The organism is Empedobacter stercoris, from assembly GCF_025244765.1.
GTDB classification, from domain to species: Bacteria; Bacteroidota; Bacteroidia; order Flavobacteriales; family Weeksellaceae; genus Empedobacter; species Empedobacter stercoris.
Window position 1 is genome coordinate 2484983 of the sequence record NZ_CP104209.1, and the last position, 24105, is coordinate 2509087.

Genomic DNA, 24105 nt, shown 5'->3' on the forward strand with positions numbered 1-24105 from the left:
TACATAACCACCAAAGGTTACATTCTCGTAATCATAGATAGAAAGAGAAGGACCTATTCCAAAACCATCTTTTTGTATGTATAAGACGTTTGCAAAACATTTGTTCTTTTCAAACTATTTTCAAATACAGGAACTCGTTGTATCCAATTGATATTCCAATAATGATTTTCGATGATTTTTTTACTTAAATTAAGATGTAAACTCGTTGGTAAACCGATTGAAAAATTATTTCCCGTTTTAGATTGTGTTTCATCACCATAAACCTCTTTGCTCAAAATGCCTAAATATTGATCAATGCTTTCAAAATCAACTCTATCTAAATTTGGATTGTTACGAAGTTGAACTCTTTGCGAAGGATTGTAGAAATGATGGTTGTCGCCTCTGAATTTCACCAAACCAACATCTAATAAATTGACAGAAAATTTAAAATCATATAGTTCGTCATTTATTCTTCTATTCACAAATGCAATTCCTAAATCTATTCCTATTCCATTTCCTCTATTGCGAAGAATGTATTTATCGCGATCAAAATCATAGTTAGTTGAATATCCTGCTTCTATGTCATAATTCGAAGCATAAATATCTGCATCAGGATTGTCAGTTGTACTTGTTATAGTTGGTTCTGCTTCTAATTTTATTGCATTTTTACTTTTGATATATGCGCCGTCTAAACCTAATAGATATTTAATATTTGCACCAATAATTACTTCAGAAGTGTTTGTTGTGTATAAATTTGTCGCAACATTTACGTCTAATTCAGCCCAATTCATTGCGTTTGTATTTGTAGGTTCAAACGCATAATTTTTTGGTTCTATTTCATTCTGATTACTAAAACGAAAATAATTATCTAAATCTTTAATAGAACCTTGTGTACGAAGCCGAGTAAAAATACCAAATCGAAATGTTTGATTATTAATTCTCTTTTTAAAAGAAACGGAAGGTCCCATAATGTCATTTTCTAAATGATAAGAAATAGTATTTTTAGTTGTGAAATCTAAAATGTTAGAATGTGTTTCTCCTCTTATTCCAACTTTGATATTGGCTGATTTTGTTTCACCTTTTATTAAACCTAATACATTTTGATCGGATATGTAAGCGTAATCATTTCTGAATAAAATATCCTCAGAAATAATATTTACATCCCATTTATTTGGATTGAAGTAGGAATTGGTTGGAGAAAATACAACTCCATTAATTCCGTTATATTGATCATTGCTAAATGACACTATATTTTGGGCAAAAACTAAATTTGAACAAAAAAGAATGATAAATAATAAGCATTTATTCAACTGAACTTTAATTTAATTAAAGTTAGTGAAAAATTAAATAATAATGAGAAAAATATTGTATAAAAAAAATGAGTTTCACGTTGAAACTCATTTAGTAAGCTGTTTAATAAATAGTTGATTTAATCACCGTCAATTAATCTTCCTAATCCTCCTAATATAGAACCTTCTCCTTGAGAAGAACCACCTGCAGAAGGTGCATGAGCGATAATACGATCAGCCAAACGACTGAAAGGTAACGATTGAATATAGACGACTCCAGGACCTCTTAATGTTGCAAAGAAAACACCTTCTCCTCCAAAAAAAGTATTCTTGATTCCGCCTACAAATTCGATGTCATAATGTACAGATTGTTCAAAACCTACAATACAACCCGTGTCTACTTTCAGAACTTCTCCTGCTTGTAAAACACGACGATATAATGTTCCTCCAGCATGAATAAAAGCCATTCCATCACCTTCTAACTTTTGCATGATAAATCCTTCGCCACCAAAAAGACCAGTTCCTAATTTTTTGTTGAACTCTATTCCAACCGAAACACCTTTTGCTGCGCAAAGAAAAGCATCTTTCTGACATATAAATTTACCATTTACTTCTGGTAGATCAATCGGAACAATTTTTCCTGGGTATGGTGCCGCAAAGGAAGCTTTCTTTTTTCCTTGTCCATAGTTGGTATAAGACGTCATAAACAAACCTTCTCCAGTTAACATACGTTTTCCAGCATTCAATAATTTTCCGAAAATTCCGCCACTTTGTTGCGAACCATCACCAAATATAGTTTCCATTTTTACGCCATCATCCATCATCATAAAACTACCTGCTTCAGCTACAACAGTTTCTTGTGGATCTAATTCAATTTCGACGAATTGCATTTCTTCGCCATATATTTTATAATCTATTTCGTGTGCATTCATTTTTTAAAATTTTATAGAATTAGTAGACAAAATACGGATTTCGTAACAAAACTTATTTAAAATTATTATTAAATATTAACCAATGAGGCATATTCTTTTTTTCAAGATAAACAATCCGTATTTTTGTATTACTTGAAAGAACTATTATGGCAGACATAAAAATAACAATTATAGACAGAGAAGGTGTTTCGCACGAAGTGGATGCACCAACAGATATGAATATGAATATAATGGAGTTAGTTCGTGCTTACGAATTAGCACCAGAAGGAACTATCGGCGTTTGTGGAGGAATGGCGATGTGTGCTTCATGTCAATGTTATGTTTTAACTCCAGAAATTTCTTTACCAGAAATGAATCCAGATGAAGATGCAATGTTAGCAGAAGCTTTTAATGTAAAAGAAAACTCAAGATTGGGTTGTCAGTTACATTTATCGGATGAAATGGATGGATTGGTGATCGAATTAGCACCAGAATATTAAATTTTAGTTTTACGTAGTGCGTGATAAGTTCTACGTTTTTTTTATTAAAATATCGTTGAACGTAAAACGTTAGGCGTAATACTTAAAACTTATTAAATGAATCAATTAGATAAAAGACTTTTTTTGTTAGATGCCTATGCCTTAATTTTTAGAGGTTATTACGCATTTATCAAAAATCCACGAATCAATTCCAAAGGTTTCAATACATCAGCAATTATGGGATTTACCAATTCATTGTTCGATGTTATTCGTCGTGAGCAACCAACACATTTAGCCGTTGTTTTTGATGTAGGTGAAGCAACTGTACGTACGGTAGATTATGCAGATTATAAAGCAAATCGTGATGAAACACCCGAAGCGATTAGAGATGCGGTACCTTATATTCAAGAAATATTAAAGGCACTTTGTATTCCAGTTTTATATGCGCAAGGTTACGAAGCAGATGATGTAATTGGGACGTTAGCACAGAAAGCCGAGAAAGAAGGTTTTACAACTTATATGGTAACGCCTGATAAGGATTTTGCACAATTGGTTACAGATAAGATTAAAATGTACCGACCTGCAGCAAACGGTAAAGGAGTTGAGATTTGGGGAATAGAAGAAGTCAAAGAAAAATTTGATATTGATAGCCCAAGTCAAGTGATTGATTATCTTGGAATGATGGGTGATGCAGTTGATAACATTCCAGGATTACCAGGTGTAGGAGCTAAAACAGCAAGTAAATATTTGAAAGAATTTGGATCGATGGAAAATCTTTTAGCGAATACAGATAAACTAAAAGGGAAAGCCAAAGAAAAAATTGAAGAAAATAAAGAACTTGGAATTCTTTCCAAAAAATTAGCGACAATTTTGACGGATGCACCAATTGAATTTGATGAAGAAGATTTAACCGTTTGTCCACCAGATATAGAAAAAATAACTGAACTTTTTACAGAGTTAGAATTCCGTAGAATGTTAGAAACAGTCTATAGAATTTATGGATTGGATGCATCTGGAATAATCAAGGAAGCACAGGAAGAAATATCAATTGCAAGTCAAGAAAACTCTAATCAATCTGCACAACAATCCTTATTTGATTTTACTTCGGATGAAGAAATTGTTCCTCAAAATTCAGCATTCACAGATATTTCAACAACCAATCATTTGTATCAATTGATCGATACAAAAAAAGGTCGTGAAATTTTGTTGCGAAATATTCTGAAACAAAAAGAAGTGACATTCGATACAGAAACGACTTCACTGGATGCATTGGAAGCAGAATTAGTCGGAATTTCGTTTTCTTGGGAAAAAGGAAAAGGATATTATATACCTTTTTCTACTGATTTTGAAGAAACAAAAACGATTATCAATGAATTTAAACCTTTCTTTGAGGACGAAACTATTTCGAAAATTGGTCAAAATTTAAAATATGATATCAAAGTTTTAGACAAATATGACATTGTTGTAAATGGTCAAAATTTTGATACGATGATTGCACATTATTTGATTAATCCAGATATGCGTCATAACATGGATGTGTTGTCGGAAACCTATTTGAGCTATCAACCTGTTTCAATCGAAAGCTTGATTGGAAAAAAAGGGAAAAATCAAAAGAATTTTCGTGATGTTCCGTTGATGGAGCAAACAGAATATGGTGTAGAAGATTCGGATATTACGAATCAATTGAAAAATCTTTTCGAACCAGAATTAATCAAAGCGAATACACACAAATTGTTCACTGATCTTGAAATGCCGTTGATGCAAGTTTTGGCTGATATGGAATTGGAAGGTGTGAATTTAGATGTTCCATTTTTGAAAGAACTTTCTGTAAAGCATGAAGCGAAATTAAGAGAATTAGAAACAAAAATTCACCAAGATGCTGGAGAAGAGTTTAATCTTAATTCGCCAAAACAATTAGGAGAAATATTGTTCGATAAGTTAAAATTAGATCCAAAAGCAAAGAAAACCAAAACTGGACAATATGCAACTGGAGAAGAGATCTTATCGAAACTGAAAGATAAACATCCAATTATTAAGGATATTTTAGAGTATCGTCAATTACAAAAATTAAAATCAACTTATATTGATGCGCTGCCAGAATTGGTGAATCCAAAAACGGGTCGCGTGCATACAACGTATGCGCAAACTGTGGCAGCTACAGGACGTTTGTCTTCTGTAAATCCGAATTTACAAAACATTCCGATTCGTTCGGAAGAAGGACAACAAATTCGTAAAGCTTTTGTGGCGAGAGATGAAAATCATGTGATTATTTCTGCCGATTATTCTCAGATCGAATTGCGTTTGATTGCGCAAATGTCAAAAGATCCTGCAATGGTAGAAGCTTTCAAACAAGGAGAAGATATTCACGCATCTACAGCAGCAAAAGTATTTAATGTCGCATTAGATGAGGTGACTCGTGAACAACGTAGTCAAGCGAAAACTGTAAACTTTGGAATTATTTATGGTGTTTCGGCTTTTGGTTTGGCAGAACAAGCGAATATTTCGCGTAAAGAAGCGAAAGTTTTGATTGATGCTTATTACGAAACTTATCCAACATTGAAAGCGTATATCGAAAAACAAGTGGAGGTTGCGCGCGATCAAGGTTTTGTAGAAACATTGATGGGACGTCGTCGTTATTTGAAAGATATCAACTCAAGAAATGCTGTGGTACGCTCGCATGCAGAAAGAAATGCTGTTAATGCACCGATACAGGGAACTGCTGCGGATATTGTAAAAATGGCGATGATTCAAATTCAAAAAGAATTAAAGAAAAATTACCAAACCAAAATGATTTTACAAGTGCATGATGAGTTAATTTTTGATGTACCTAAAGATGAAATCGAAAAAGTTTCTGAATTAATTAAATCAACAATGGAAGCTGCGATGCAAATGGATGTTCCGTTGATTGCCGAAGTTGGTGTTGGTGCCAATTGGTTAGAGGCTCATTAGATATATTTCGTCAGTTCGTGTGATTCTGATAAGAATTTTATCGAGAACTAAGAGGAAATATAAATTCGTCTAACTTCTCGATACTATTTTCTTTTTTTTAAAATGAAAATCACTCGAAGTGACGATAGTAGCATATCAACAATATAGTTTTTAATATAAAAGCGTTACTTTTAGACTGCACCCAAAAGTTTGGACAGATTAAAAATTAATAATTATAAAAATGAGTTCGATATTGTATCGGGCTCATTTTATTTAAGTTCGATTTTATTCTATCGTTATTGTAATAGTAAATGTATTGTTTTATTTCTTTTTTTAGCTCTTCAATAGAATTAAATTTTTGTAAATAAAATAGTTCCGATTTCAGTATTCCGAAGAAATTCTCGATAATAGCATTATCTAAGCAATTTCCTTTTCTACTCATACTTTGTATGATTCCTTTTTCATTTAATAAAGCTTGATATTGTTTCATCTGATATTGCCATCCTTGATCGGAATGTAATATCAAATCTTTAGTGTCTTTCGTTATTTTAAATGCCTTTTTAAGCATTTGAGTTACTTGATTAAAAACAGGTCGTTCGCTTAACTCATAGCTGATAATTTCTTGATTGTACAGATCCATTATTGGTGATAAATATAGTTTTTTATCTTTTACTTTAAACTCGGTAACATCTGTTACCCATTTTTGGTTGGGTTTATCAGCCTTAAATGCTCTTTGCAAGATGTTTGGTGCAATCTTTCCTTGTTCTCCTTTGTAAGATTTGTATTTTTTTCTTCGAATCAAACTCTTTAATCCTAAGCTATTCATCAGTTTAAGAACAGTTTTATGATTGATGATAGTTCCTGATTTTCTTAATTCATCGGTAATTCGTCGATAGCCATATCGCCCTTTATGCTGATGATAAATGGATTTTATCTTAAGTTTTAATTCCTCGTATTTATCTGTTTTACTACGTGAAATATGATAGTAAAAGCTGCTTCTAGCCATATGTGTACAATCTAAAAGTAAATTTAGATGAAATTCTGGCCTTAATTCATTTATGGCTTGCGTCCAAGTTTCTTTTGTTTTTCTTCCTCGGCTTGAATTAAGGCATTGAACTTTTTTAAGAGTGCAACTTCACAACGTAAACGTTCAATCTCTAACAATAGTTCTTCTTCTCTTGTTAACGGTTGTTTCGATTTTTTAGGTCTACCCTTAGATGTGCTCATAGTCTTGGGACGGCCTTTTGGTTTGGGTTTTAATCCGTCTATTCCAAAGGTAGCAAAATCTTTTTGCCATTTTATAATAACCGATTCACTTGGAATATTAAATTTCAAGCGTGCTTCACGCAAACTAAGAAACTGTTTGGTTATAGACTTAATAACTTTCAACTTAAATTCAACGCTATACGTTTGGTTTTTCTTAGGTTCTATACCTGAAATTCCTTGATTATGATAATCAGAAACCCATTTCTTTAATAAAGAAGCATGTATATTTTCTTTTTTACTAATTGAACGTATTGTTCGATGTTTTTCTAAAACTTCTTTCACACAGCGTAACTTAAATGCTACACCATATTTTACTTTTCTTGTCATAAAAAATGCCCCCAAAAGTGTCTAACTTTTTGGGGGCAGTGTATTTTTAGTAACGCTTTTTTTGTTAAAATATTTGTAAAATATTCTGATTAACAAAATCTTAACGAGATTAAAATATATCTTTAATTCATTATTGATTTTATACTATATGAAGAGACTTATACTACTTTTTACATTATTTGCGATATGTGTAAATGCTCAAATCGTAAATATAAAAATTACAGACTTTTCGAGTAATTTACCGCTTGATGATGCAGATGTATACTTTAAGAATTCGACAAAGAATTTTGTTTCGGATCAAGAAGGAAAAGCTGTTGTTGATTTGAATAATGTTTTGCAAAATGATGAATTAATCGTTTCGAAAAAAGATTATCAAGATGCGATAATTAAGGTTTCAGAATTGAAACCAGAAATGATCATCAAACTTGAGAAAGTTTCCGAAGTTGAGTTGAAAGAAGCTTTTGTTACAAATCTGAAAGCTGAGGATATTTTACAAAAAGTAATCGAAAATTACGATAAGAACTTTAAGGTTGATGAATATTATTTTTTAGTCAACTTTCAACAAGATTTATGGTACAATAAAAATGATAGAGATTTTATTGATGCAGATTTACAATTTAAATTTAAGCGTGGAGATTTGAAAATCAAATCGAAAGGAAATGTAAATAACGAAATAAAAAGCGGAAGAGAGCCAAATTCAAATATTCGTTTGATTTATTATTTAGAAAGTATTTATTTGAAAGAAAAATATATTAAGCAATTTTTAGGCTTATTAAAAGAGAAGAAATATGAAGAGGCTAATTTATCATTAACAAAATACGGAGATCGTTTTATTTATGAAGTTACAATAAAAACAAAGTCAAGAGATTTATTTCTTCTGATCGATAAAGAATCCTTTGCTGTTGTAGAGTTTTATTGGGAAACAAATATTCCCGAAACAAAATATTCAGGTAATGAATTTTTAAGAGAAGCGAAAGTTGTTTATAGATATCGACCACACAACGGAAATTGGGTATTAAAGGAAACGTCTGCAATTTGGAATACTACGTACGAAAAAGATGATATAAAAATAGATTTAGACATGAGTTTTAATATAATTGTAAATGATTATAGTTTAAAACCATTTCCAGAATTCAATAAATCGGTGAATGAAAAAATGGATATCCGTAGAAGTTTTAAATAATAAAAAAATTACAATAAAATGAAAAATATAATTGTAGGAATTACACTGTTTTTAGGAGTAAATCTTTTGGCTCAATCAGAAAAAGAAAGTATTAGAGCGACGTATAAAGCCGAATTTATTTTTGATTACGAACAATCCAAAGATATGTTTCCCAAAAATTTACAAGCCGCTTTCAAGTCTGCAATTGACCGAGGTATTTTTGTAGATTTTATTTTAGAAAGTAACAATGTGTTATCTATTTTCAAAGCTGATACGAAAATAAATAATGCACAAGATGAATCGGATATGGTTTTGCAAGAGATTTTGGATTCTGAAAAAAATCCATTGTACAAAGATTTTTCAAAAAATGAATATTATAAACAATTTGATATTAACGTCAAAACGTATTTGGTTAAAGAAAATATACCTGATTTTAATTGGCAATTAACGAAAGAAAAAGCGGTGATTAATGGTTATAATGTCGTGAAAGCGATTGGAGAAGATAAGGAAGGAAATACATTTATAGCTTGGTATTCGCCAGAAATAAAGTACAAAGATGGTCCGTATAATTTTGCGAATTTGCCAGGTTTGATTCTACAAACTGAAATTATTACACCATATTTCAAAACGATTTTTAAAATTAATCAATTGGAAATTTTGACTAAAAAACTTGATATCACTTTACCAACAAAAGGTAAAATCTTAACCTTTCAAGAAATGCAAGATGATTTAAACTCGATAAGAAAATCATCAAATGAGGGTGTAGAAAATAGTTTCCAAAATAAAAGCGTTACCCATAAAAGGTAACGCTTTAGTTTTGACTATTTTTTTGAATTATACCATTGGTTTGCGAACAACTGGTAAAATTTCTCCTTTTTCTAAACAGTATTTTTGAACATCTTCTGACGGAATTTGTTTGGTATAATCAACTTTTTCTACGATAAACCCTACATCTTCTAAACGTTTGTAATAATCTAAACCATAGACACGAACGTGGTCATATTGTCCAAATTTTTCTTTTCGTTCTTCTTTCGATGTTACCGTTGGATCTTCATAAGTCACATCACGTTGATACGAAATAGGAACTTGAAAAATTCCCCAACCACCAGGTTTCATCACACGAAATAATTCACTCATGGCTTTGTGATCATCAGGAATATGTTCTAATACGTGATTACAAAAAACAATATCGAATGTATCATCTCCAAAAGGTAAATCGCAAATATCAGCTTTTACATCGGCTAAAGGCGACTCGATATCACTTGTAATGTACTCAAGGTTTTTCATTGAGCGAAAACGCTTGATAAAAGATTGTTCAGGTGCGATGTGCAAAACTTTTGCTTTTTCTGTAAAAAAAGAAGTTTCATTTTTGAGGTATAACCACATCAAACGATGTCTTTCTAACGAAAAAGTTCCTGGAGAAAGCACGTTATCGCGTTGTTTTTCGTAACCATAAGGCAACAAACTGTAATAACCTTGTCCATCTATTGGGTCTACGAAACGATTTCCTTTCATGAACCAAACCAAAACTGGACGAATAATATAACTACCTTGAATCAGTAAAGGACGAGGTAGAATATTCATGATTTTTTTTAAAAGCTTTTTCACAAAAGTTTTCTTAAGGTTTGAATAAAAATGGTTTTTCTTCGTCAGATTTGATACCTAAAGCATCGTAAATAAACTGATAAGTTGACAATAATTTTGGTTCGCCATCTACTACACAGACATCGTGCTCAAAGTGAGCCGAATATTTGTCATCGCGTGTAGTAACTGTCCAACCATCTGGGTGAAAGAAAACTTTTTCAGTTCCCATATTTACCATTGGTTCGATTGCTAATACTAAACCTTCTTCTATTTTTTTACCTGATCCGCGACGTCCATAATTAGGAACCTGAGGTTCTTCGTGCATTTTGCGACCTAATCCATGACCTACCAATTCACGCACGACACCGTAACCTTCTTTTTCACAATGTTGTTGAATGGCAAAACCAATATCACCTACGCGATTACCTTTTTTCATTTGTTCAATACCTTTGAACATAGATTCTTTTGTAACACGAAGTAATTTTTCTGTTTCAGCATCAATTTCTCCAACCGCAAATGTATAAGCATGATCTCCGTAAAAATCGTTCATATAAACTCCACAATCTACAGATACAATATCACCTTCGTGTAAAGGTTTATCGTTTGGAATTCCGTGAACAACTTGTTGATTAGGTGAGATACAAAGGTTTTTAGGGAAATCGTACATTCCTAAAAATGCTGGATATCCGCCATTGTCGCGAATAAATTCGCCTCCTAATTTATCTAAATGATTGGTTGTAACACCAGGCACTACTTCTTTGGCTAACATACCCAAGGTTTTTGAAACCAATTGAGCGCTTAGGTACATTAGTTCTAATTCTTCTTTACTTTTTAAATGTATCATAATCCGAAAAATCCTTTTTTCTTTTTCTTCTTAGGCGCTTCTTGCCCATTAGCGTGTACATTTAATTCAATCTTTTTTGTAATGATTTGATAAACGTCACTCCAACCAGGGAAACCACCTAAATTTCTGTCGTCGATAAAGATATCGGCATTTATTTTTCTACTTTGTGTATTTTTATCAAAATCTTCTCCGTCAAAACTATTGTTAATTGCATAAAACTCAATTCCATTTTTTTTACAGAACTCTACTGCTTCGTCTAAGGCTTTTCCACTACGATATGTCCATAAGGTAAGTCTATAGCCATCGTTTTGTAATTGTTTCAATGTTTCGAAAGCAAAGATTTTTGCTTTACCAATTTCTGGATATTTGTCATCGACAACAGTTCCGTCAAAGTCAACTGCAATAATTTTATTAATCATATTTATAAGTATAAAATAGTTGGGTTATTTTTTATGAATTATAATATTTCCTGTCATTTCTGTTGGGATTTCAATTCCCATTAAAGTTAAGATTGTTGGTGCAATATCACCAAGTTTACCATGTTCAACATTCCATTCTATATTATTTTGAGCTAAAATAAATGGTACTAGGTTTGTGGTGTGTTGTGTATTTGGCGATCCATCTTCATTCATCATAAAATCTGAATTCCCATGATCTGCTAAAATAACTACATTATAACCATGTTGCAACGCTGTATTCACGATTTTTTCTGCACAAGTATCTACCACTTCAGCCGCTTTTATTGCAGCTGACATAACACCTGTATGTCCAACCATATCTGTATTAGCGAAGTTAAGACAAATGAAATCTGCTGATTCTTTTTCTATTTCTGGTACAATTGCATTTGTAATATCATAAGCCGCCATTTCTGGTTTCAAATCGTAAGTTGCAACATCTCTTGGTGAAGCACATAATATACGAGATTCGCCTACAAAAGGTTCTTCTCGTCCGCCATTGAAGAAAAATGTAACGTGTGGGTACTTTTCAGTTTCAGCGATGCGAATTTGTTTACGTCCAGCGTTTGCAATTACTTCACCTAAGGTGTTTACAATGTTTTTTTCATCAAAAATAACATCCACTCCAGTATATGTTGCATCATATTCAGTTAGTGTAATGTATTTTAGATTTAATTTATGCATCTCAAATTCAGGAAAATCGTGCTGTGTTAAAACTTCTGTGATTTCACGACCACGATCAGTTCTAAAATTAAAACAGATTACCACATCATCATTTGCTATTTTGGCTTTTGGTTGTCCTGTATCATCTGTAATAATAATTGGTTTGATGAATTCGTCAGTCACCTCATTAGTATATGATGTACGAATGGCTTCTAATGGATTTGTTGTTGGTGTACCAACCGCATTTACCATTGCATCGTAGGCTAATTTTACACGTTCCCAACGTTTATCACGATCCATCGCATAATATCGACCTGTAATTGAAGCGATTTCTCCCGTTGATTTTGTCATGTGATTCATCAATTCTGTGATAAATCCTTCGCCAGATTTAGGATCAGTATCGCGACCATCTGTGAAAGCATGAACAAAAACATTTTGATTTAAACCAGATTGATTGGCTGCATCTAACAAGCCTTTCAAATGATTGATATGCGAATGTACACCACCATCAGAAACTAATCCGATGAAATGTACTTTTTTGTTATGGTCTAAAGCATATTGAAAAGCATCTTTTAAGATAGGTTCATTTTGTAATGTACCATTTTCAACTGCCATATTGATACGAACTAAGTTCTGAAAAACGACGCGTCCAGCACCTAAATTCATGTGTCCAACTTCCGAATTTCCCATTTGACCTTCTGGTAAACCAACAGCTAAGCCAAAGGTATCTAAAGTAGAATGAGGAAATTTTTCGAAACAGCTATCTATAAAAGGTGTATTCGCTTGAGCGATTGCAGAAACAGCAGGGTTTGGTCCAATTCCCCAACCGTCTAAAATCATTAATATTGCTTTGTTGTTCATTTGTTTTGTAATAATTCAGCCCAAAGATAACAATCATTGGGCTGAAAAGTTTATTTTTAATGAGGATTAATTTGCAACTTCACTGATAAATTTGATACGCATTAAACGTAATTCCTCTTCATCATAATCGTCACCAAACTCATCTAACAATGAAGTCATTGAATCCGTATCTGCATCCATCAAGAAATCATAGATTTCTTCTTGTTGGTCTTCGTCCAATACTTCGTCAATATAATAATTGATATTTAATTTTGTTCCTTGATAAACAATACTTTCCATTTCAGAGAGTAAATCGCTCATCGACATGTTTTTTGCTTCAGCAACATCTTCCAAATTCAATTTTCTATCAGTTGACTGTATAATGTAAACTTTGTGGCTTGATTTGTCAGCTACTTGTTTAATCACCATGTCTTCTGGACGAATAATGTCATTGTCTTTTACATATTGTGCAATAAAATCAACAAAATCTTTTCCGAATTTTTGAGCTTTTCCTTCTCCAACTCCATACACATTTGTTAATTCCTTAACCGTTGTTGGATATTGCATCGTCATGTCATCTAAACTCGAATCTTGAAATACTGCAAAAGGAGGAATTTGATGTTTTTTAGAGATTTTTTTACGTAAATCTTTTAATTGTTTCAATAAAACATCATCAAAGGCAATTGGAGCAGTAGACGTTTCTTCTTTATCGAAGCTACCTTCTGATAATAATTTTTTGAAATCAATATCCTCAGCAATTTCAAACGAAGTTGGCTTATTGATGAAATCTTTTCCGTCTTTGGTTATTTTTAAAATACCATAAGATTCGATTTCTTTCTCTAATAAATTATGAACAATTAATTGACGTAAGATAGATTTCCAATAATAATCTTCTTTTTCTTTTCCAATTCCGAAGAATTTTTCAGAACTTAAATTATACGATTTTGTAATTGAAGTTTCTTTTCCAACAATAACATTAACGATATCATTAAGTTTCAACTTTTGATTCGTTTTCTGAACAACATCTAATGCGATTATTGCATCTTCTTTTGCTTCTGTCATTTTCTTCGGATTGCGCATGTTGTCGTCCATATTTGCGCCTTCACCATTTTTGTCGTCAAAATTTTCACCAAAATAATGCAACAAAAATTTACGACGAGACATCGAAGTTTCGGCATAGGCAACCACTTCAGAAAGTAACTGCATTCCAACTTCTCGTTCAGCAACAGGTTTGCTCGCTAAGAATTTCTCCAGTTTTTCGATATCTTTATAATCGTAGAAAGCAATACATATACCTTCACCGCCATCGCGACCAGCACGACCAGTTTCTTGGTAATAACTTTCTAACGATTTTGGCATATCATAATGCATCACAAAACGTACGTCAGGTTTATCGATTCCCATTCCAAATGCAATTGTTGCAACAACAACACTTGCATCTTCCATCAAGAACATATCTTGGTGTTTGCTACGTGTTTTTGCATCCAAACCAGCGTGGTAAGGAATTGCATTGATCCCGTTTACTTGTAAAAGTTGAGTAATTTCTTCAACCTTTTTACGACTTAAACAATAAATGACACCAGATTTACCATCGTTTTGTTTGATAAATTTGATAATTTGTTTGTCCTGATCAACTTTTGGACGGATCTCGTAAAATAAATTCGTACGATTAAAAGAATCTTTAAATACTTTTGCACTTTGCATTCCCAAAGTTTTCTGAATATCTTCTTGTACTTTAGGTGTTGCTGTTGCAGTCAACGCAATAATTGGCGCATCACCAATTCTGTTGATAATAGATTTTAGGTTACGATATTCTGGTCGAAAATCGTGTCCCCATTCAGAAATACAGTGCGCTTCATCAATAGCAAAAAAAGAAATTTGAACCGATTTAAAAAAATCGATGTATTCTTCTTTTGTCAAAGATTCGGGTGCAACATATAACATTTTTGTTACTCCATTTTTGATGTCAGTCATCACAGTTTTTGTTTCTGACTTATTCAAAGATGAGTTTAATACGTGCGCAATTCCATCATTTTCAGAAATTCCTCGTATTGCGTCTACTTGATTCTTCATTAAGGCGATTAAAGGTGAAACAATAATCGCGACTCCATCTGACATTAATGCCGGTAGTTGATAACATAAAGACTTACCTCCGCCAGTTGGCATCAAAACAAATACATCTTCTTTATTTAGTAAGCTTGTAATGATTTCGTGCTGCTGTCCTTTAAATTGGTCGAAACCAAAATATTTTTTTAGGTAAGATGTTAAGTTTTTCGAAGTGGCTTCCATCTACACAAAAGACTAAAATTAATATTATAAATTAAATAGTTCCTATATTTGATAACTCTTAAATATACACAAAATTTTGATATGTTTTATATATAATTGAGTGTAAATAAAAAAGGAGAGTAAAAGTACGACAAATTTTAAAAATAGACAATAGAAATTTTATTGTGAAAAATTCAGAAATAATACAAATTGCTCAGGAAGTTTTTAGAGAAGAAATTCTTGAGTTAGAAGCGATAGCTTCTCGTATTAGCGAGTCTTTTGTTGATGCGGTAAATGCGATATATAACACGAAAGGAAAATTGGTAGTTGTAGGAGTGGGAAAGAGTGCGCATATTGCAAATAAAATTGTAGCAACACTAAATTCTACTGGAACTCCAAGTCAATTTTTACATGCGACAGAAGCTATTCATGGCGATTTAGGTCTTGTACGACCAGAAGATGTGGTGATTTGTATTTCGAAAAGTGGAAATACACCAGAGATTACGTATTTAGCTCCGATACTTAAACAGTATGCTGCTGTTTTGATTGGATTAACTTCAAACTTGAAGTCAGAATTAGCTAAAAATTCTGACATTGTTTTGGATGTGAATATCAAAAAAGAGGCTTGTCCAGTTAATTTGGCGCCGACAACTTCTACTACAGCACAATTACTAATGGGAGATGCTTTGGCTGTTGCTTTGATGAAAATGAGAGCATTTACACAAAATGATTTTGCAAAATATCATCCTGGAGGAGCCTTAGGAAAACGACTTTTGTGGACGGTGGAAAATATTGTTGATCCAGAAAGAAAACCTTTTGTAGGGCCAGAATCTTCAATTTCAGAAGTGATCAATTCATTGACTTCGGGGCGTCATGGAATCACTGTGATTTTGGATGAAGATAAAATTGTGGGAGTTATTACAGATGGAGATTTGCGCCGAATGTTATTGAATAATGAGACATTTACACATTTAAAAGCGAAAGATATCGCTTCAATGCATCCGAAAACAATTCAAAAAACTGAGAAAGCACGCGAGGCTTTAGCGATTCTTCGTCACAATAGTATTGGTCAATTGGTCGTAGTGGATGAAGAAAATCACTATTATGGTATTTTGGATATTCACTCAATTTTAAACGAAGGAATCGAATAAGCGTATGGCAAATAATTCAACATCGAATATGTCTTTTTTGGCTCATGTAGGTGAGTTAAGAGGACATTTGGTTCGTTCAATATTATCGATTATTATCACGTCAATTGCTGTTGCACTTTATTGGGACGAGTTGGTTGAGCATGTAATTATGGCTCCGCTGAAATCAAATTTTCGGACGTTTGACATTTTTAATCAATTTGGAGAATTAACAGGTTTTGGAAAAATCTATACAGAGTCATTCGATATCTCAAAAGATTTGACCAATCTTAACCCTTCAGGGCAAATTACCTCTCAATTTTTTGCTATTATAGTTTGCGGAATTATTATTGCTATTCCCTATATTATTTTCGAAATATGGCGATTTGTAAAACCAGCCTTAAAAGAATCAGAACGCAAATATGCTGGATTTACCATCTTTGCTGTTTCTTTTTTCTTTGTGTTGGGTGTGTTGTTTAGTTATTATTTATTATTGCCTTTATGTACACAATTTTTATTTACATATGACCCTTTTGGTGTAGGAAACACGTGGACTTTGCCAAGTTATATTGATTTATTTGTTCAATTATTATTATCGATGGGAGTCATGTTTTTAATGCCAATTTTTGTGTACTTCTTAACGAGTATTGGAATTTTAACTCCAACATTCTTAAAAGAGTATCGTAAACATGCTTTTATCGTTGTATTAGTGATTGCAGCAGTAATTACACCAAATGATGTATATAGTATGGTTTTAGTTACAATACCACTTTGGTTATTGTACGAATTGAGTATAATAATTTCACAATCAGTTTATAAAACTCAATTGAAAGGAAAAAGTAACGACTTAGTAAAGAATTAACAATGTTATGCTTGCATAATAAAATAAATTAGTTATTTTTACATAAAAGAAAAAGTAAACACAAAATTATGAAGATATTAGTTTGTATTAGTAGTGTACCAGATACTACAGCAAAAATCAACTTCACAGCTGACGGAAAATCATTTGATAAAAATGGGGTTCAGTTCGTTATTAACCCGCATGATGAATTTAGTTTAAATAAAGCAGTAGAATTACAAGAAAAACAAGGTGCTACTGTTACAATTTTAACGGTAGGTGATGCAACAGTAGATCCAGTTATGCGTAAAGCCTTAGCTATTGGTGCGAATGATGGAATTCGAATTGATGCTGATGCACGCGATGATTTCTTCGTTGCTACACAAATTGCAAAAGCTGCTAAAGACGGTGGTTTCGATTTGGTATTGACAGGAAAAGAATCAATTGATTACAACGGAGGTTCTGTACCAGGATTAGTTGCAGCAATGTTAGATTACGGTTTTGTAAACGGATGTATCGGTCTTGATGTAGAAGGTTCTTCTGCAAAAGCAGTTCGTGAAATTGACGGCGGAAAAGAAACCGTAGAAGTTGTTTTACCAGCTGTAATCGCAGGGCAAAAAGGTTTGGTAGAAGAATCAGCTTTACGTATTCCTAACATGCGTGGAATTATGCAAGCTCGTACAAAACAAATCAATGTTGTTGCTGCAGAAGCGACAGAAACAAAAGTTGAGGTTGTTGGTTATGTAAAACCTGCTGAAAGAGGTAATGTAACATTAATTGACAAAGACAACGTAGCAGAATTGGTAAGATTATTACACGAAGAAGCTAAAGTAATCTAATTATTCACCTAAAAAGAAATTAAAAAATGGCAATTTTTGTATACGCTGAGTCACACGACGGAAAATATAAAAAAGCAGGATTAGAAGCAGTTTCTTATGCTAAAGCTACTGCAGACGTTGCAGGAGATACTGTAACAGCAATCGTTTTCGGAAATGCTGCTGCTGACGAATTATATCAATATGGAGCATCTAAAGTAGTTAAAGTTGATAATGCAGCTTTAGCAAAATTTGATGCAAATTCTTATGCAAAAGCTTTGGCTGAAGTTGCTCAAGGAGATGTTGTGGTATTACCATCAACAAATGAAGGAGCAACGGTAGCACCAGTTTTAGCATTCAAAACAGGAGCGTCCTTAGTAACTAACGTAGAAAAAGCACCTACTGCAGTTTCTCCTTTTACAGTTGCACGCAAAGCATTTTCTGGTAAAGGAATCGAAACAGTTGCAGTTTCAGGAAAAGTAGTTGTAACAGTTTTGCAAAATGCTTTTGGAGCTAAAGAAAATGCAGTTTCAGGTTCAGAAAAGTCAGCTACAGTTGCAGTTTCTGATGCAGATGTAAAAGTAAAAGTTGTTTCAACAGAAATGGCTTCTTCTGATAAAATTGATTTGAAAGAAGCGGATATCGTAGTTTCTGCTGGCCGTGGAATGAAAGGTCCAGAAAACTGGGGAATGATCGAAGATTTAGCAAAAGTTTTAGGAGCGGCTACAGCTTCTTCTAAACCAGTTGCAGATATCGGCTGGAGACCTCACGAAGAACACGTAGGACAAACAGGTAAAGCAATTGCACCAAATCTATACATCGCAGTTGGTATTTCAGGTGCAATTCAGCACTTAGCTGGAGTAAACGGGTCTAAAACGATTGTTGTCATTAACAATGATCCAGAAGCACCTTTCTTTAAAGCTGCCGATTACGGAATAGTAGGTGACGCTTTTGAGATTGTACCTAAATTAACAGAAGAGTTAAAAAAATACAAAGGTCAAGCTTAATCATTTTAAAGATTATAAATTCAATCCGAATCATTTAGGTGATTCGGATTTTTTTTATCTATTAAAAAAATATTAAATATTCGTCAGTTTTTCATAGATTTACGCCCAAATGGACAATTTAATTAGATTAAATATTAAGGGAATTTCTTACAGTCAAACTCAAACCGGAGCCTATGCTTTGATTTTAGAGGAAAGTGTAGGAGGAAGAAAGTTGCCGATTATTATTGGGAGCTTCGAGGCACAGTCGATCGCATTAGCTTTAGAGAAAGATATTAATCCACCTCGTCCATTAACACACGATTTGTTTGTCTCGTTAGGAAAAGAATTTCGTTTGAATGTTGATTCAATTTATATTTATAAATTAGAAGATGGCGTTTTTTATTCGAATATTGTTTTTTTGAATGAAGAGGGAGGTCGTGCTGAAATAGATTCGAGAACATCTGATGCAATTGCATTAGCAGTTCGCTTCAATGCACCTATTTATGCCTACGAAAATGTTGTAGAAAAAGCTGGAATTCATTTGGACGTTATTGAAGAAGAAGAAAATATACGTCGCGCAGCAAATAACTTCGAAGATGATTTAGATATCTTAGCAGGTTTGGAAAGTGATTTGTCTGATATCAACGAATATGAAGGTTGGACAAAATCTGAGCTTGAAGCTGAGATGGAAAAAGCTGTGAAAAATGAAGATTACGAATTGGCAGCTCGCCTTCGTGATCAGATAGATAACATGGAAAACTAATAACTATTTCAAATAATTATGTCTGTAAAGCTTAGACTTACAATCATGAGTTTCCTTGAGTTTGCGGTATGGGGAGCATACCTTACTTCGATGGGAAATTACTTAGGATCAGTTGGCTTAGGTCCAAAAATTGGTCTTTTTTACGCGATGCAAGGTATTGTATCAATTTTTATGCCCGCCATTATGGGTATTGTAGCGGATAGGTGGATTCCTGTACAACGTTTGTTGGGATTAAATCATTTATTAGCTGCTATTTTTATGTTTGCAGCAGGTTATTATGGAATGACAGCTGGAAACAATGTAGATTTTACGACGATCTTTACACTTTATTCAGTTAGTGTGGCGTTTTTTATGCCAACAATCGCCCTTTCTAACTCTACAGCTTATACAATTTTAAAACAAAATAATTTAGACACAATCAAAGCTTTTCCACCAATCAGAACGTTTGGTACAATTGGGTTTATTGTAGCGATGTTGTTTGTTAATTTTTCTGGATTTAAAGACGGTGTTTTTGGGTTTAATTTTTCAAATGATCCTACATTCGTTAGTTTTCAATCCAATTATTTTCAATTCTTTGTTTCAGGAGTTTTAGGAGTTGTATTGTTTCTATTTAGCTTTTTATTGCCAAACTGTCCTATAAACAAAAGTTCAGAAAAACAATCACTTTCAGATGCATTTGGCTTGAAGGCCTTTGCATTATTCAAAGATAGAAAGATGGCAATTTTCTTTATTTTTTCAATGTTGTTAGGGGTTTCATTGCAAATTACCAATGGATATGCAAATCCGTTTATTACAACTTTTAAGGATATTCCAGATTATGCTAATACATGGGGAGCAAGTAATGCTAATGCGTTAATTTCCTTGTCTCAGGTTTCTGAAACGTTGTGTATTCTGTTAATTCCATTCGTATTAAAACGTTTCGGAATTAAAATCGTTATGTTAATGGCAATGGTAGGCTGGGTGTTACGTTTTGGATTATTTGGATTAGGTGATCCAGGACCAGGTGTTTGGATGTTTATTCTATCTATGATTGTTTATGGAATCGCTTTCGATTTCTTTAATGTTTCAGGTTCATTATATGTTGACAAGGAAACAGATGAAGAGATTCGTTCCTCGGCACAAGGAGTTTTTATGATGATGACAAATGGATTTGGGGCAACAATAGGTATGTTGATTGCACAGTATATTGTCAATCATTATGTATATAGCCAAACAGATCTGAATTTGCAATTAGAAGGATGGAGGCATTCTTGGTTTATTTTTGCTGGATATGCTTTAGTTGTAACAATTTTATTTGCAATTGTGTTCAAGTACAAACACAATCCAAACGAAGTAGAAGAAGTTAAACACTAAGTTGTAACTTAAGAAATAAAATAAAAAAGCAAGAATGTTAATTCTTGCTTTTTTTTATGGATAAGAGTTTATTATTTTTCAATTCTATTATACGTCACAAACGAATAAGCATAAGGGTGTTTTTCGTCTTTCTTAAAATCTTCTCGTTTTACTTCTTCCCATTCATCCAAATCAATTTCTGGAAAATAAGTGTCACCATCAAATTCATAATGAACCTCTGTTACATATAAAACATCTGTAAATTCCATCGCTTGTTTGTAGATGTTTCCACCGCCAATTATATCAATCTCATCATTTATCTTTCGAGCTTCTTCTAAGGCATTTGCTAAAGAATTCACTCTTAGAATTCCATCTGCATTCCAATTTAAATCTCTTGTGACGACAATATTGGTGCGATTAGGTAAAGGACGTCCAAGTGATTCAAACGTTTTTCTTCCCATAATGATAGGGTGTCCAGTTGTTAAATTTTTGAAATGTTTCAAGTCATTAGGTAAATGCCAAATCAAATTATTTTTTGCGCCAATAACGTTGTTACTTGCTTTTGCTACTACAATGTTTATCATAAGCTTTAAGGTAAAAAAAGCTATCCTTTTGCGAGGATAGCTTAACAAATATAATAATTTTAAAGAATTATTTCATTTTATTTATTGCTTCTTGTAATTGTTCTACTTGTTTTAGAATAGATGCCGATTTCATTGTTTTAGCAGTGTTCGTTTTAATTTGAAGTGCTTTTTCTGCCATCATCTTTATCGCTTGTCCAGCTTGTGGATTTTGCTCTTTCAAATACGGATAGTAACGAGCATACGTTTTTGTAATTTCAGCAGTTGCATCGGGTGTGTCATTATTCATAATCCAATTAAAAGCTTGTTCTGCAACTTTTCCTTTTTCTATATCTTGGAATTTTACGAATTCATACATCGCAGCAGATTCTGAAATTAAAACTGCTTTATCAAATTGATTATTTTTTATCCAAGTCGGAACTAAAGCCATTGCTAAATCAGGTGAACTTTTGATCACTTCGTTTTCAAGATTTGTTGTTATTTCATTAATTTTTGAAGGATTATTTTTTAATATTCCTGTTAATGCAGCACCTTGTACACTGAACGATGGACTTTTAGAAGCCTTTTCAAAAAGTGCTGCTTCATATATCGATGCGTCATTTAACGCATTTAACGCAGCAGATTGTACCAATGTTTTTGGATCGTTGGAAGCCAATTGTTTTAATTTCGAAGTGGCTTTATCTATGATTGTTTTCGATTTTGTATCTAATCTCTGAATGGCATAAATTCGTAACCCATCAAATGAATCGTCTAATACATTAATCAACGCATCAGCCGCTTTTGGATTAGTTGCTTGCGCATTTGCCATTGCTTCAATCGCTAATAAACGCGTTGTGTAATTTCCTTTTCCAGCTTTGTATTGCGTAATAAAATCTTCAACAGGTTTTTTATCGTCGATATCTGCTAATAAAACTTGATCAGCATTTGGAATAACAACTTCAGGCTTTTGATTTACATCAAATTCAAACACAGTTTCGGCTTTTTTCGGAACCCAAACTTGTTGACGAGTTGTTTTTCCATTTTCAACGATGTCAATTGCGAACGGAAATTCAAACAATTTCGAAGTATCTTGACGAACAACCACTTTTACCTTTTTATTTACTGAAGAATAATCTGATACAAACGTCAATTTTGGATGTCCATTTTCGAAATACCATTGATTAAAAAACCAATTCAAATCACGTCCTGAAACTTCTTCTAAAGCTAAGCGTAATTGTACAGCCTCTGCTTTTCCGTATTCATTGTCTTTTAGGTATTTATTCAATCCTTTGAAGAAAGCGTCATCACCTAAGAAATTTCGTAACATATGTAAGATTAACCCTCCTTTGTTGTACGAAACGCCATCAAACATATCTTCGCGCGAATTGTAGTGAATTCGAACCAATTTTTTTGTTGGTCCATCGCCTTGTTTGTAGCCAAACATTTCGTTGTAGCGATGTTCATCTGCTTTCTCTTTCCCGTATTTATGTTCAAACCACAAATATTCTGAATAGTTTGCAAACGATTCATTAACAGTTAGATTTCCCCAACTTTCAGCCGTTACTAAATCACCAAACCAATGGTGAAATAATTCGTGGGCAATTACATATTCAGCCGTGTTTTCGTCGATTAATTGCCCCGCTTTTTGTTGAACACCATCATGAAACAACGATGCAGTTGTATTTTCCATTGCTCCAGAAACGTACTCGCGAGCGGTCATTTGTGCATATTTGTCCCAAGGATAAGGATAGTTTAGTTTATCAGAAAAGAACTGGATCATTTCTGGCGTATTTCCAAAAATTTGCTTCGCAACATCTTTATATTCAGGCTCTACATAATAATCAACATTGATATTTTTCCATTTATCGTTGATTACTGCATAATCTCCAATTCCGAAAAAGAATAAATAAGGCGCATGTTTTTTATCAAATTTCCAATAATCAGTTTTTGTTCCGTCTGTATTTTTCTTCGAAGATTTCATCGTTCCGTTTGATAATGAAACGTATTTATCAGGATATGTTAAGGTAATTTCTTGCGAAGTTTTTTGATTTGTTTTGTCAATTGTTGGGAACCAACAAGAAGAAGATTCAGTTTCGCCTTGTGTCCAAATCTGAGTTGGATAGTTTGCACGATCTCCCTTAGCATTGATAAAATAAACTCCTTTTGCATCATTTATAGCTGCACTTCCTTCTTGTTTTACTTCATTTGGTCGCGCTGTATAGTTGATGTAAAGAGTGTATTCTTGATCTTTTTTGTATTCTTTGTCTAAATCGATGACTAATTGTAAATCGTCGTATTTGTAATTTAATTTTTTCTTTGTTGCACCATTTACCAAAGCAACTTCGTGAATCAACATTGCTTTTGCATCCAAAGTAACCTTAGAAGTTGAATAGAAATGTGGTTTTAAAGTAACCCAAGCTTCACCCAAAACGTGTTCTTTCGCATAATCAAATTTCAAATCTAATTTTGTATGAACAAGGTTATTGATACGTTCTGCTTCTGCACGGTAAATATCGATTTGATTCGTTTGTTTTTCGTTGTAGCTCGGTGGTGGAGTCATGACTTGAGCATGAGTAAGACTTGATATAATAAAGGCTGATGTAAGCCAAAGGATTCGTTTTTTCATCGTAAAATTTTATTTTTATTGGTTGATAAATTTCTCAAAAAGTTACAAAAAAAGCCTCCAAAT

At 33.0% G+C, this 24105-nt stretch carries 20 protein-coding genes; 10 read left to right on the plus strand and 10 right to left on the minus strand.

What is annotated here, in order from left to right:
• Window positions 1-53: 53 nt before the first annotated feature.
• Window positions 54-1226 (minus strand): DUF5723 family protein, encoded by a 1173-nt coding sequence (locus NZD85_RS11780; protein ID WP_260541945.1) that lies wholly within the window; start codon window positions 1224-1226, stop codon window positions 54-56.
• A gap of 182 nt (window positions 1227-1408) precedes the next feature.
• Window positions 1409-2200, minus strand: coding sequence for a TIGR00266 family protein (locus NZD85_RS11785; RefSeq protein WP_171621813.1), 792 nt, complete (start codon window positions 2198-2200; stop codon window positions 1409-1411).
• 146 nt (window positions 2201-2346) lie between these two features.
• Here NZD85_RS11785 and NZD85_RS11790 point away from each other — a divergent pair, with 146 nt between their 5' ends.
• Window positions 2347-2679, plus strand: coding sequence for a 2Fe-2S iron-sulfur cluster-binding family protein (locus tag NZD85_RS11790; RefSeq protein WP_171621814.1), 333 nt, complete (start codon window positions 2347-2349; stop codon window positions 2677-2679).
• A gap of 96 nt (window positions 2680-2775) precedes the next feature.
• The gene (gene polA, locus NZD85_RS11795) at window positions 2776-5607 is read left to right on the plus strand and encodes a DNA polymerase I (RefSeq protein WP_260541946.1); all 2832 of its coding nucleotides are present in this window, start codon (window positions 2776-2778) and stop codon (window positions 5605-5607) included.
• A 205-nt stretch (window positions 5608-5812) separates the two neighbouring features.
• Here polA and NZD85_RS14800 read toward each other — a convergent pair.
• Window positions 5813-7179 (minus strand): IS3 family transposase gene (locus NZD85_RS14800; protein WP_396127063.1). Its coding sequence is split into 2 segments (ribosomal slippage): window positions 5813-6720 and window positions 6720-7179, totalling 1368 coding nucleotides; the frame shifts between segments, so codons are not numbered across the junction.
• 148 nt (window positions 7180-7327) lie between these two features.
• On the opposite strand from NZD85_RS14800, the gene NZD85_RS11810 reads away from it, so the two are divergent.
• Entirely contained in the window at window positions 7328-8362 is a 1035-nt protein-coding gene (locus tag NZD85_RS11810; RefSeq protein WP_260541949.1) for a hypothetical protein, read from the plus strand.
• Window positions 8363-8380: 18 nt separating this feature from the next.
• Window positions 8381-9148 carry a GLPGLI family protein gene (locus NZD85_RS11815; RefSeq protein WP_260541950.1) on the plus strand — a complete coding sequence of 256 codons (768 nt, stop codon included), beginning with the start codon at window positions 8381-8383 and terminating at the stop codon, window positions 9146-9148.
• Window positions 9149-9175: 27 nt separating this feature from the next.
• On the opposite strand, the gene NZD85_RS11820 is transcribed toward NZD85_RS11815, so the two are convergent.
• The 5 genes from NZD85_RS11820 to recQ form a co-directional block, all read right to left on the minus strand.
• Complete coding sequence (locus tag NZD85_RS11820) at window positions 9176-9925, minus strand: class I SAM-dependent methyltransferase (protein WP_221411924.1); 750 nt, start codon at window positions 9923-9925, stop codon at window positions 9176-9178.
• A 34-nt stretch (window positions 9926-9959) separates the two neighbouring features.
• Window positions 9960-10769: a type I methionyl aminopeptidase gene (gene map / locus NZD85_RS11825; protein ID WP_225542198.1), complete on the minus strand. Its 810-nt coding sequence runs from the start codon at window positions 10767-10769 to the stop codon at window positions 9960-9962.
• On the minus strand, window positions 10766-11188 hold the full coding sequence (locus NZD85_RS11830) for a BT0820 family HAD-type phosphatase (RefSeq protein WP_260541952.1): 423 nt from the start codon (window positions 11186-11188) through the stop codon (window positions 10766-10768). The genes map and NZD85_RS11830 overlap by 4 nt, the downstream gene beginning before the upstream one ends.
• Before the next feature lie 24 nt (window positions 11189-11212).
• Window positions 11213-12748: a 2,3-bisphosphoglycerate-independent phosphoglycerate mutase gene (gene gpmI / locus NZD85_RS11835; RefSeq protein WP_260541953.1), complete on the minus strand. Its 1536-nt coding sequence runs from the start codon at window positions 12746-12748 to the stop codon at window positions 11213-11215.
• A gap of 66 nt (window positions 12749-12814) precedes the next feature.
• Window positions 12815-15016: a DNA helicase RecQ gene (recQ, locus tag NZD85_RS11840; RefSeq protein ID WP_260541954.1), complete on the minus strand. Its 2202-nt coding sequence runs from the start codon at window positions 15014-15016 to the stop codon at window positions 12815-12817.
• Between the two features lie 164 nt (window positions 15017-15180).
• On the opposite strand from recQ, the gene NZD85_RS11845 reads away from it, so the two are divergent.
• From NZD85_RS11845 to NZD85_RS11870, 6 genes are all read left to right on the plus strand, one after another.
• A complete protein-coding gene (locus NZD85_RS11845) occupies window positions 15181-16146 on the plus strand; it encodes a KpsF/GutQ family sugar-phosphate isomerase (RefSeq protein ID WP_260541955.1) in 966 nt (321 codons plus the stop codon).
• A gap of 4 nt (window positions 16147-16150) precedes the next feature.
• Window positions 16151-16984: a twin-arginine translocase subunit TatC gene (gene tatC, locus NZD85_RS11850; RefSeq protein WP_171621823.1), complete on the plus strand. Its 834-nt coding sequence runs from the start codon at window positions 16151-16153 to the stop codon at window positions 16982-16984.
• Window positions 16985-17052: 68 nt separating this feature from the next.
• Window positions 17053-17799 (plus strand): electron transfer flavoprotein subunit beta/FixA family protein, encoded by a 747-nt coding sequence (locus NZD85_RS11855; RefSeq protein WP_260541956.1) that lies wholly within the window; start codon window positions 17053-17055, stop codon window positions 17797-17799.
• Between the two features lie 26 nt (window positions 17800-17825).
• Window positions 17826-18782 carry an electron transfer flavoprotein subunit alpha/FixB family protein gene (locus NZD85_RS11860; protein ID WP_260541957.1) on the plus strand — a complete coding sequence of 319 codons (957 nt, stop codon included), beginning with the start codon at window positions 17826-17828 and terminating at the stop codon, window positions 18780-18782.
• A gap of 109 nt (window positions 18783-18891) precedes the next feature.
• The gene (locus NZD85_RS11865) at window positions 18892-19524 is read left to right on the plus strand and encodes a bifunctional nuclease family protein (protein WP_225539727.1); all 633 of its coding nucleotides are present in this window, start codon (window positions 18892-18894) and stop codon (window positions 19522-19524) included.
• Between the two features lie 18 nt (window positions 19525-19542).
• Window positions 19543-20877: an MFS transporter gene (locus tag NZD85_RS11870; protein WP_260541958.1), complete on the plus strand. Its 1335-nt coding sequence runs from the start codon at window positions 19543-19545 to the stop codon at window positions 20875-20877.
• Window positions 20878-20948: 71 nt separating this feature from the next.
• On the opposite strand, the gene NZD85_RS11875 is transcribed toward NZD85_RS11870, so the two are convergent.
• Together NZD85_RS11875 and NZD85_RS11880 are read right to left on the minus strand one after the other, a co-directional pair.
• The gene (locus NZD85_RS11875; protein ID WP_260541960.1) at window positions 20949-21440 is read right to left on the minus strand and encodes a dihydrofolate reductase; all 492 of its coding nucleotides are present in this window, start codon (window positions 21438-21440) and stop codon (window positions 20949-20951) included.
• Between the two features lie 67 nt (window positions 21441-21507).
• The gene (locus tag NZD85_RS11880; protein WP_260541961.1) at window positions 21508-24042 is read right to left on the minus strand and encodes a M1 family metallopeptidase; all 2535 of its coding nucleotides are present in this window, start codon (window positions 24040-24042) and stop codon (window positions 21508-21510) included.
• Window positions 24043-24105 lie beyond the last annotated feature (63 nt).